Source organism: Nocardia ignorata NBRC 108230 (genome assembly GCF_001612905.1).
GTDB lineage: Bacteria > Actinomycetota > Actinomycetes > Mycobacteriales > Mycobacteriaceae > Nocardia > Nocardia ignorata.
On record NZ_BDBI01000060.1, the window covers coordinates 1 to 10932 of the forward strand.

The window sequence follows — 10932 nt, forward strand, 5'->3', positions numbered from 1 at the left end:
CCGCGAGGTTGTCGAGGGCAGCCTCGGCAGGTCGAAGACCCAGGCTTTGGGCAAGATATCGCGCGCACCCGCGGGCTGTACCGCGGATGTTTCGGAAGATGATGACCTGCTGACCTTGGTCCACGAGTGCACGGGCCAAGGGGATGATCACGTGTTGACTACTCTGCATCAATCCGATGGGGGCGATAAGTTTTTCGGTCGCTTCTTCACCGTCAGCGTCGAGGTGGCGGTAAATCCCGTCTGGCCCGAGCACCCCTTCGAGCAGGGGCACTGGCCGCTCGGTGCGAGCAATAGTGTTCGCGTCGAGCCAGCTGTCCAGACCTCTGAGGTCGCCGAGCACCGCAGACAACGCGATTACCTGCGGTGTGATGCCTTCTGAACGACGCACTTTGAGCAAGGTAAGCAGGAATTCGAGGTACTCGCCGCGACTGGGGTCGACCAGCATCTGGACCTCGTCTATGACGACGACCGAAAGCGTTCTGAGTATGTGGGGGTTACCCAGTGCGAGACCGGCGAACTTCTCGTAGGTCAGCACTGCCAGGTCGAACTGTCCCTGAAGAAGGGCAGGCACATGATCGGCGGTTTCCCCTGTCGCGCGGATGACCTGTAGACCCAGCGGCGCATAGGTCTTGTCGAATCGCGCATATTGTTCGTTGACCAAGGCACGTGTCGGCAGGAGGAACACCGACCGACCACCCATGTGGGCGGCACGGATCGCAGCAAGTTCCCCGATCATCGTCTTTCCGGACGAAGTCGGTGCGGTCACCAGGATGTTCTCGCCGGCAAGAAGACGTCCATGGTTGATGGTGTCTACCTGGAGCTCGTTGAGCTTGTCGATGCGCGTTGCCCAAGCGTCGAGTACCAGCTCCGAGATGCCATGACCACGCAAGCTGGCGAGTTCATGGCTGACCGGAGCAAGAACCGACGACGGGAACTGTGCCGAGTAGAGCGGGCCTGTGTCGGTGAAGACTGGCCAGGACAGCTCCCCGTCCACCTGGCCCCGCAGGCTGGGATCCTGCTCGGCGGCAACAGTCCCAGAGGCTTTCGCTTTGACCTCCCGAGTGACGAATGCCAGTAGGTCGTACAAGCGAACCTGCTCGCTGCCTTCTGCAGCTGCGCCCATCAGCGCCCGCAGTAGGTGATACGTGAGCAGGCCATGCCCAAGGCGGGGGTCCTCCCACGCCTCTTGCTCTCCAGTGGCCGCCGCGAGGATCAGCCGTCCAGTTCCCGCCATGCGCTCCAGCCGCGCGTCGGTGGATTCGGGCAGGCCGGAGAGACCGCCGCGTGAAGCCAGCGGGGCGTTGAGAACCTTCGCACCGGCACCTCCGGCGAAGCAGCAGTCGAGGATCACGATCAGCTGCCGAGCCGGAATCGCGCTCACCGAGTCGGTGAACTCGTCGAGCGGCAATGACGTCGACGGAAGGTTTGCGGGGTCGGCGTCGTGCGTAACCAGTTCATGAGTCGTGCTGCCGTGGCCGGAGAATGAAAGGACAACGATGTCTTCGGGCGCGCTTCGGGTTCTGAGGTCGGTGAGGGCGTCCAAGATTGCTTGCTTGGTGGCGGCGCGGTCCACCAGTAGCGTGGTGTCGGTGTCGCCGAGGTTGTCGGCGAAGACGGCGTGCAGTGCTTTGGCGTCACGGGTGGCCGACGCCAGCCGCCGTACCGAGGCGGAGCGGTAGCGGTTGATCCCTACGAACAAGCCGCGGAATTGCGGCGGTGGAGCTACATCAGCGTTGTCCGGCATTCTGGCCTCACGATGCGCATGGTCTGCTGGCAGGTTCTCGACAGAAGCTAGGTTCAGTCGCGTTCGGAGCTCACAGCTCGAATATGAATGGCCGCACGCGATTCGAACGGTGGCTCGCAGCCTATCAGCGCGCGGAATGCAGATCGTTAGGGCTGTAGCCCTTGAGCAGTGTCGGCAGCGACGAGGCGTGAGCGGCGGACACGTCCCATGCCGTTTGTAACCACCGGCTGCGCCAACCCTGAGGCTCAGGCCTGCTTGCCAGGGCTCGCAGGTACACGCTCGCCGTTCAACGACCGACCCACATGGCCGCAGAAGTTGTCGCGCGAATTCGTGGTGACTTAGTGGGGAAAACGAGTCAGGCCAGGTTCCGATGACTTCTCAGAACCCGGCCTGAACTGCGCATACTGTGGCGCTAAGGGGAATCGAACCCCTCACCTTCTCGGTTCGGGTCCTCCCGCCTAGCTACGGGACAGGCGACTTAGAAGGTGTAGTGCTTCGACAGAACCTGCCCGTTGTACTTGTCGCCCTGGCACATATGCTTCCAACCCTTCGGCATGCGGGCCCGTCGTTGTGGGGCTCGACGACCTCGCGCCCGGGCCCCGCTCGCGCGGGGAGCACACTAATTGACCTGCGCGTAGCAGGCCAACCAGCCAAATTTCATTCACTTTCGACCGCTCCGAAGCCGAAATCACCAACAAGGCAAACCAGCATCCGGTTCCACATACACACACCTCATCACGCGACCTCAGCAGCCACCGTCATACCGCAGCGTCACAGCACCCTAGCCGTCCATCGAGCGGCCTGGCGGTGCATCGTCACGACACCGACCGAGCACGGGCGCAGTTAACGAATTCTCGAAAGCGCAGCAAAGCCGCGCCCGCAGCACTCGACCCAACACACATTAACCACATCGAATTCAGTCAACGCCCAATAACAGACTAGGCCGGGCTACCCTGGCCCCGTGGTCGATCTGAGCAAGCCGGAGCCACCCGACAGAGGGCATGGCAGGGTCGAAAAGGATCCGGTATTCCACTTGTGGACGATGGGCCAGACCTACGGCAATGAGACGGTAATCCGGTTGTACCGCAACGACTTAGACGCCTTCGTCGCAGCGTGCATCCCGCTGCCGCCCGTGCTGGCTCGATGCCGCAACGGGCGAACGTACTGGGTCGAACGCGCTCACCCTGGACACTGATCACCGAACCATCGCCGGCGTCTGCTTTCTTCAGATTCCTCGCCAGATCCCCGTCCAGCGTTGGCGCGCTGCCGGGGTCGGTCTGTACTGACGATCGCAACGAAGCGGGCGCCCGGACAGCAAACGCCGCTACCCACGCACAGCGTAGACGGGTCGACAGATCGCGAGCACATCCTCGGGTCCATCCCCGCAAGCGGGCCGGGATTTTCGTCGGTGCCGCCGATCGAGGCGGATGCGCCCAACACGCAAAGTCCTGGGGTGGGGCACGCCAGCCTAGGCGATGGAGCAGCATCTCCAATCGTTTCAACAACGAAACGTTGCGTCGACCAGTTGAATCCGCCCCCTACACGGCGATCCGGTTCGCGAACTCGTTCGCCGACAACGGGATCGCACAATCCATGGGTCGGTCGGCGACAGCTACGACAACGCCTTCATGGAGAAATTCTTCCCCACCCTCAAGACCGAGTGGGTCATCGGAACAGTTGGCGGACAAGGGACGACGCCGAGAACGCCCTGTTTCGCCTACATCGACGGCTGGTACAACACGCAGCAGATCCAGAAGAAGCTCGGCTGGCGATCACCCGATGAGTACGAAGCCATCTATCATCACCGGGTTCCCTCTGGAACCAGATAATCCGCTCTCCGGACTAGCGGGGGAACCTCAGCCCATTTAGAGAAAGCAATCAGTCGACAGACCGACCGATCGGTTCAGCCCAACACCGACGACCGCCGTGTCGTCCCCGACGAGATAGGGCACTTCGTGAGCGGCGATCCGGCCGGTCGGCAGGCCAGCTGACGCCGCCTCCAGTGCCAGCGCGTCGCCGGAGGACGCGCCCAAGAGGTGTGCCGTACCGCCGTTCGCCTCGATGACCGCGTCGAGATATTCGTCTCACGCTGCACGAGGTTGGCAGGGTGTCACCGCCGTCGCCACGACCGCCGCGGCGATATCCCACGACCGTGAAGTCCGCGGCGAGATACTCGGCGAGGGGAGGTCCTCGGCGCCGTCATCCAGTCCGCCGCTGATCAGCACCACGACCGACCCGTCCCCGCCATCCTGTCGTAACCGATCGGCGTTTCGTCATTCGATAGGTGTGAGACACGGGACTCTCCTCGTCGGGGATGCGGCACAGTTCTCCGCGACATCCGCTTTTTCGATCTTGCCGCGTCCACCGGTCTCGACAGTTGATCGGTGTCAACGACTGAGCGATGCCCTGATCTCGCCTGCGAGAGCTGCGATCTCCTGTTCGACGCTCTCGGCGGATCCGCTCAGATCGATGCCCCGCACCACCAGTCTGGTTCCTGCGTTGCGCACGACGACGGTGCGCCGTTCGGTCTCGTTGTCGGTGTGCCGACAGTAGATCAGGATCCCTTCGGGGAGATCCATGGCCGTGGTGTACGCGAGCAACTGGTAGTAGTCGCTGCTCCGTCCCCGCCCAGTGTCGGTCAGCTTGTACTTGATGTCCCCGACATAGACCGCGCGTCGTTCCCGCGGGGCGCGGAAGACAAGGTCCGGGCGCATCGAGACCTGCCTACTCGTTCCCAGATACACCGTCGGCTCGTCCAGCACCTCCAGGTGGCCGCGCAATTCCCGGCGGAGTCGTTCGCCGACGAAGCGCTGGAACAGATCGTTCATGTCGACCATGAACGACGACGCAGACGACGCCCCCGCGGCATCGGTGAGGGTGAGATTCCCGAGGACGAGGCGCGCAAGCCCGAGCGCCGGGGCGTAGTGCTCATTCAGCCGGGTGAGGTGAATCGCGTCCGCGGTCGCTGCCGTGACGGGTACGTCGGCGACCTCGGCCAGCGCTCCGAGCTGTCGCTTCAGCCGTTGACGGTCGCTCGGGTCGAGCCGCGGCACCCGCAGCGCTCGAAGCGCTGCGGCGCGAAGCATCCGGTTCTCCAGGATGTCCTCGGTGAAGTCGTCGTACGTACAGGCGACCGGGGTCAGGAGTCCGGCCTGCCGGAACTGGCCTGCCAAGTCTATTCGCCCGCGCAGTGCGACGTGGCGGTCGTGCGTTGTGCGGTACGACCGCAAGACGCCCCTCGCGAGCGTGGTCTCGAGCGTGCGCGCGTAGAAGGCCACCATGGAGGTCAGCAGATCGGACGTGGCGTCGTACGCGAATGCCTCGCTCCGCCAAGCGCGCGAGGGCAAGCCCGGCTCGAGGAGCAGAAAGAGGTTCTCCGGGTTGACCTTCGGACGGATCAGCAGTTCGACGTCGTCGACGACGAGCGTTCCGACGTACGACGAGGTGGTGATGCGCCACCGGTCCGAGCCTGCCGGTGCCACGCCGACAAACCCGGTGTTCTGGAGCGACTCGGCCTGAGCGCGCGTCAGTCCGACTTCACGCGACTCGTACTCCCTCAGAATCATCGTCGGCCTCAGACCGTCTGAGTGTTGCCCTCGACGACCGATTCGGGCGCCAAATCGTTGAAGTGATTCCATACCTGGTCGAAACGGAACCGGGCGATGCGGTCGGCATCGCCGAAGAACTGGTCTTCGATGAACGGCTCGATGTCGTACTCCCAGATCCGCCGTAACGAATCCTCGGTGAGCCCGTGTTTCATGAAGTGGCTCGGGCCGAGCTGCAGGTGCGGTCCGCCGAGTTCCCTTTCGAGCTCGTCGTTCACCTGCGCGACGAGTTCGCCGACCCACTTCGGTTCGCCTTCGCGTTCCAGCCACCGATCCAGTAGGCCCGCCATGGGGCCGTGGCCGGGAAAGAACGGCACGAAGTGGAATCGTCGTCGCAGCGCCGCGTCGACCAGCGCGATCGACCGATCGGCGGTGTTCATCGTTCCGATGAACCAGATGTCCTGCGACAGTTCGAACGGGTCGTCGGGGCGGTACAGGGTACGGACCGGAGTGTCCCGGTACTCGAACAGGAACAGCACCGACGGCGTCGTCCAGGTCGGCCGGAGTCGATAGGGCGTCGATCAAGACGGTCGCTGCGGCGTCGGGATCCGGGGACATCTTGTTGATCTGGTTGATGATCATCTGCCCGGCGGTACCGCCGTATCCGGATTCAAAGCTCCGGATCCAGCGATCGGTGCCGGCCTGGAACGCGCTCAGATCGCCTGACCGCTCAAGGGCGTCGAGGAACGCCCGGGCCTCGTCGGCGTGCGGCGTGAGACGGCGCTCCCGCCACGATCTGGCAGACGGGTCGTTCTCGGCGTCGAACCGGTCGATGTGCACTCGGTGCCATCGTCGTTGAAAGTCATGCTCCTGGACGGTGAAGTCCTCACGGTCAGTCACGTTTCCTCCTCGCTGCGTCGAAAGTAGCGGTGGGTACCGACAAGGTGCCCTCGCGTCGATCACCCCGCCGCGGTGCTCCATAGCATCGGGAGCATGGCCCGGGAGCACGCTACCGAGGAGGTCTACCTCGCGGGTGAATGCCTGGGGCTGCTTGTAGGCCAACCCGGCGCTGGCAAATCTGCCGCCCTCGAGGGGGAATAGGCCTTGAGTGGCACGACGAGAACGATGAACCCGATGAGTGCCGGCTGCGAAGCCCACCGCGCGCAGCACGTTGCATGCGTTCAGCCCCGAGTAAGGTTCGCGGATTGCATCGGTGGTGCACGCCTCCTGCATTACGGGTCGGCCGATTTGATCTGCCTCTTCACAGGAATTCGGTTATGGCGCGCCAACTGTTACTGCGTTGCTCGACGCGGTCGAGCGAACAGCCTCGAGCTCTGGCCTGCGAGCACATCCGGTCTGAAGACTCTGAACTCAGCGGACCAGTTCGAGGCCGACTGCTTCGGCGACAATCATGATCAAGAACACGACCTTCGTGCACGACGCGGGACCTGCTGGGGCAAGCCGACTGCTTCTCTCGGTAATGGGCACGATACTTTTTCTCGGTGCTCGCAAAAACCTGCCGGTGGAGCAGCTTTCGAATCGGTACTTGCCACACGACTACGGGTCGCGAGACGCCGCTCGAGATAACGCCGTCGCCCGCCCCGTGCTCACCAGTTCCCCTCGGTCAACATGCGATCCGCGCGATTGACCAACCGGTCGATGAGTGTATCCAATACCTCGAAGGGGTGACGAGATCGGACTCCCCTGATCTCAGGATCTGAGTTGATTTCGAGCAGTGCATAGTGCACACCGTTAGACCAGGTCACACGAGAAATCCCAGTTTGGGTAGCTATCAACTTCGCCCCGCCGCGGGGCTCCCCGAACGGCACCCTCACCGCGTTCGGGAAAGGATTTCCCGGGCCGCTCGGATCCTGGGTGTCATGATCGGCCGCTTGCCGAGCCTGCGTAACATCGCGGTAGATCTCGATGTGCAGACTGACCTCCCCAAGATCGTTCGCGCAGCCGTGAGATTCCGAGTCGTCGACACTCACGGGCGGCATCGAGACCGGCGCATCGAGCGCTGGCGACATCTCTGCGTCGCGCAAGGCTTCGACATCGATCATCGAGCACACGTTTCGCTGAAGCACCAGCGGTTCGGTGGTTGAGTGGGTAGGCCCCGTCGGCGTCGTCACCCTCGGGGATGACGAATCCAAACCCGTGTGATCAGGCGAATCGCCGCTGCACCCAGAAAGCGACACGACGACGGCCAACGACAGCGTCGCAACCAAACCGATTCGTACTCGCATCTCGACGTTCTCCAGCTCAGTCGACAATTCCAATCAACTGCGTATCCATAGCGGCTAGTCCGCTGTTACCGGCTGTTTCGCGGACGGCACCCAGGAACGACTCGATGCACCTGGGAACCGATGAACTCAGATCTGGACACACAGCAACGGACCAGCGATGCGCTCGTCTGCAAGCAAAGTCGACGAGCCGTCGTGGCACTGTCGTCGGGCAGGCTGTCGAACGAGCGTTGGTGGAGATGTACGCGCGGTTGCAGCGTGGAGCGCGGGAAGTTGCCCTGGGGCCAGCCTCGTCACCGGGGCACGAAGACTACCTACGCGGGCCGCCGGCCCGGTAGCCATAGTTCATGGCCCAGACCTCCGCACTGCCCTCCTGATCGAATTAGTCCTTCAACGCCTGCCGGAACGGACCCCGGTGGCGAGATAGAGCCGACCTCGCGTCGGGAGTTCCGGCAGTTCACGCCTCAGTGGCCTCTCGATGATCTTTGCTGCTCATGTAGTTCCAGATTGCCGCATCCAGGGCGCCTACACTGCAACCCAACTCGCTGGCGGCACGAGTGATCAGAGCGCTGATCGCACGGTAATCACCACCGTGGACACCGGCGGCGCGGACGAAGCCGGCGATGTGCATATCGACAGCAACGTGCCCGGTCGAGCCGGTCAAGATCGCGATGTAGTCAACGGTCTTGGGCCCGACGCCACTCACCTGCCGCAGCGCACGCCGCGTCTGCTGTTCACGCTCACCCCCGTCGTAGCATGCGGCCAACTCGGCCACAGTCTCGATCCCCAGCCCGTCCAGCGCCGCGGTGAGGCCGGTGACGACGGCGAGCTTGCGCGAAGTCGAACGCCAACGGAGAAAACCCGAAAGATCCTCGGATTCCAGTCGGCGCCGAAAACCCGACAGCACAGCCGCGTCCGGCCACTGCGAGATCACCTTCCGAACCCGTGGGAGGACGACGGTCTTGTACTTCGTCCGCGGTTGCAGGGAGGCATCGACGATCACCCCGCCGATGTGGTCCCATCGGCGCTCGGCCTCACGCGGTTCCAAGCCGAGCGACCTGACGTAGGCCACAAGCTTGCCGAGATCATCCGGTCTGGTCAACATAGCCATGACATCGCCGCGGCGCGCCGAAGAGTTAGCGTGCCCATCCGACACCGATCCGATCCGGTCTTAGGTGTGGCGACTGAGCAGCACTTCGAGCGCTACTGAAAACGACTTCGAACCCCTCACACACGTGCCGAACCTGCAGATGCGATATTCGTCAACCCCTTTCGCAATCAGCGGCTTAGGCGGGCTGGCTGTGTTGGTATCTGTCCGGGCCCGTACGGGTTGTAGCCCGGTACGGCCCCGGCCGGTGAGCGGTTTCGAGCCCACTCCCCGTTGCGGTCAGTCGGTGGAGGTGCGACGGCGAGGGGCAACGAAGCAGAGCCTCGGCAACCAGCTAGTCTGGCCTGCCCACCTCGTAGGTCCCTTCACTGTCGGTGATCTTGACCGGCACCGACCGCTGCTTGGCGCTGATAACGGCCGAGCACGTGAACGTCCGACCCGATTCGACACGTACGTTGGCAGGGCAGTCCACGTTTGAAACACCCTGGATGCCATACGTATCCGTGAGAATGCCGCTCACCCCTTGCTCCACCGCTGCCTCGTCAAGCACATCGGGTAACAACACTGACTCGAACGCGATCGAGTCGCGGATCTTGCTGCCCTCACGGTTGCCGACGGTGTAGCAGAACTTAAGGACGCTGTTCACTGTCGGGCTTGTCCCGGTGGAAGCCGGCGACTGCTGCTCCGAATCCGCGAGAAAGTCTTTGATCACCTTGCTGCGCTCGTCCGAACTCGCAGCGAGAAAATCGGTGCACGCCACATCGCCACCTGCAGTAACCGTCGGTTCGTCTGCGCACCCAACGACACCACACGCCATGAAGGCGGCCAGCAGCGCCGTCCTTGCCAGTCCTTTACTCACCTGGCAACCGTATTCGATCGGCCTGCTCACGTTTCCCGTGACTGCATGTTCACCCTCACCCCGCCGAGCGTCGCCGCCGGACACCTCGAATCTCGTCGTCGGCGATATTGTCGGCGAGCGAGGTGTAGATCTGGGTGGTCTCGGTCGAAGCGTGGCCAAGGCGCCGACGTACGAACTCGATCGAGGAGTTGATCAGCTCGGTGGCCCCAGCGTGGCGCAGCTGGTGCATCTCGATGTCGACCTCAGCTGCGGCGCAGTACTTTTCGCCGGTGATACGCGCCGCCGAGGATGATAGCAGGCCGCCGAGGTCGAGCTTGAGCAGCGCGACATAGCCGCGATGCCCCGATCTGGCTGAAAAGGTTGCCGCCCAGCCGACCCCCACGCCACTCGCCACGTACAGAGCTGCGCTCAGTCGCGGCGGGGTGTAGCGCATAGGCGGGGTGATCTGGTCGGTCAGCGCAACTGACCGGCGACGGCGTACAGCGTGTCGCCCATCTCTCGATGTCGATATCGGCAACGCTTTCGCGCGCTAGCGGTGTTCGGCGCTTCTCATCGAATCCAGCCGACGCCCAATAACAGACTAGGCCGGGCTACTCTGGCTCCGTGGTTGATCTGAGCAAGCCGGAGCCACCCGACAGAGGGCATGGCAGGGTCGAAAACGATCCGGTATTCCACTTGTGGACGATGGGCCAGACCTACGGCGATGAGACGGTGATCCGGTTGTACCGCAACGACTTAGACGCCTTCGTCCCAGCGTGCATCCCGCTGCCGCCCGTGCTGGCCCGATGCCACAACGGGCGAACGTACTGGGTCGAACGCGCTCACCCTGGACACTGATCACCGAACCGGTTCGCCACGGCGTTTGCTGTCCGGGCGCCCGCCCGTTGCGATCGCCAGTACAGACCGAGCCAGGCAGCGCGCCAACGCTGGACGGGTTCTCGATTTCGCGAGCGTCATCACCCAGTCGAGTATGTAGCATCGCTTCACAGCCGTGAGCTTCAGCATCCACCCAAGACGATAGGCTCAAGATCTCTGGGCGTTCCTCGCCGACCACGCCGGGTCTCATCGATCAGACCGTCACCAAGGTTGACGCGAAGCTATAGGGGCACCCGCCTGCCGGGGCACCGGGGCTAGAGCTCGTTCCCACACTCCGACAAGCGCTGTCATGGTCGGAGAGTCCTAGGAAGCAGCGCCCACAGATAGATTGCGTCGGAACAGCTGGCCAGTAACGACTCGCCGTGTGCCCTAGCGAACGCCACCGACAACACGGGGACGGTGTGGCCGGTCAGTGGAAGACCTTCGAGTCGCCCGGTCGCAACATCCCAGACCCGGACTGTGTGGTCGTCGCTGCCGCTGGCCAGCAGCAGTGACCCGTCCGGGCGGGTCCCGAACGCCACCGACCGCACCCAGCTGGTGTGGCCAATCAACGGCGA

The 10932-nt window shown here is 63.3% G+C and carries 8 protein-coding genes and 1 pseudogene; 1 reads left to right on the forward strand and 8 read right to left on the reverse strand.

Translation table 11 applies throughout. The features are described 5' to 3' along the window. On the reverse strand, positions 1-1744 hold a 1744-nt coding region (locus NI2_RS32320), incomplete at its 3' end, for a DEAD/DEAH box helicase (RefSeq protein WP_157104716.1). A gap of 1628 nt (positions 1745-3372) precedes the next feature. Between NI2_RS32320 and NI2_RS32325 the strand changes: the two genes are divergently transcribed. Next, on the forward strand, positions 3373-3573 hold the full coding sequence (locus tag NI2_RS32325; protein WP_067499028.1) for an IS3 family transposase: 201 nt from the start codon (positions 3373-3375) through the stop codon (positions 3571-3573). A gap of 558 nt (positions 3574-4131) precedes the next feature. On the opposite strand, the gene NI2_RS34300 is transcribed toward NI2_RS32325, so the two are convergent. The 7 genes and pseudogenes from NI2_RS34300 to NI2_RS33445 all read right to left on the reverse strand — a co-directional run. Then, positions 4132-5310 carry an McrC family protein gene (locus tag NI2_RS34300; RefSeq protein ID WP_067499030.1) on the reverse strand — a complete coding sequence of 393 codons (1179 nt, stop codon included), beginning with the start codon at positions 5308-5310 and terminating at the stop codon, positions 4132-4134. 8 nt (positions 5311-5318) lie between these two features. Next, the gene (locus NI2_RS34305) at positions 5319-5828 is read right to left on the reverse strand and encodes a 5-methylcytosine-specific restriction endonuclease subunit McrB (protein ID WP_067499032.1); all 510 of its coding nucleotides are present in this window, start codon (positions 5826-5828) and stop codon (positions 5319-5321) included. A gap of 1068 nt (positions 5829-6896) precedes the next feature. Further along, entirely contained in the window at positions 6897-7352 is a 456-nt protein-coding gene (locus tag NI2_RS32340; RefSeq protein ID WP_067499034.1) for a hypothetical protein, read from the reverse strand. Positions 7353-7989: 637 nt separating this feature from the next. Beyond that, positions 7990-8688 (reverse strand): DUF8548 family protein, encoded by a 699-nt coding sequence (locus NI2_RS32345; RefSeq protein WP_133734067.1) that lies wholly within the window; start codon positions 8686-8688, stop codon positions 7990-7992. Positions 8689-8974: 286 nt separating this feature from the next. Next, the gene (locus NI2_RS32350) at positions 8975-9499 is read right to left on the reverse strand and encodes a DUF4333 domain-containing protein (protein WP_084477119.1); all 525 of its coding nucleotides are present in this window, start codon (positions 9497-9499) and stop codon (positions 8975-8977) included. Between the two features lie 55 nt (positions 9500-9554). Then, positions 9555-9932 carry a tyrosine-type recombinase/integrase gene (locus NI2_RS32355; protein ID WP_067499041.1) on the reverse strand — a complete coding sequence of 126 codons (378 nt, stop codon included), beginning with the start codon at positions 9930-9932 and terminating at the stop codon, positions 9555-9557. Positions 9933-10662: 730 nt separating this feature from the next. Then, a pseudogene (locus tag NI2_RS33445) lies at positions 10663-10932 on the reverse strand (hypothetical protein); the annotation flags it as partial.

What these genes read in the sequence shown, in the direction of transcription:
- NI2_RS32325 (WP_067499028.1), top strand. Translation starts at nt 3,373, where the DNA reads ATGGAGAAATTCTTCCCCACCCTCAAGACCGAGTGGGTCATCGGAACA.
- NI2_RS34300 (WP_067499030.1), bottom strand. Translation starts at nt 5,310, where the DNA reads ATGATTCTGAGGGAGTACGAGTCGCGTGAAGTCGGACTGACGCGCGCT.
- NI2_RS32340 (WP_067499034.1), bottom strand. Translation starts at nt 7,352, where the DNA reads ATGATCGATGTCGAAGCCTTGCGCGACGCAGAGATGTCGCCAGCGCTC.
- NI2_RS32355 (WP_067499041.1), bottom strand. Translation starts at nt 9,932, where the DNA reads ATGCGCTACACCCCGCCGCGACTGAGCGCAGCTCTGTACGTGGCGAGT.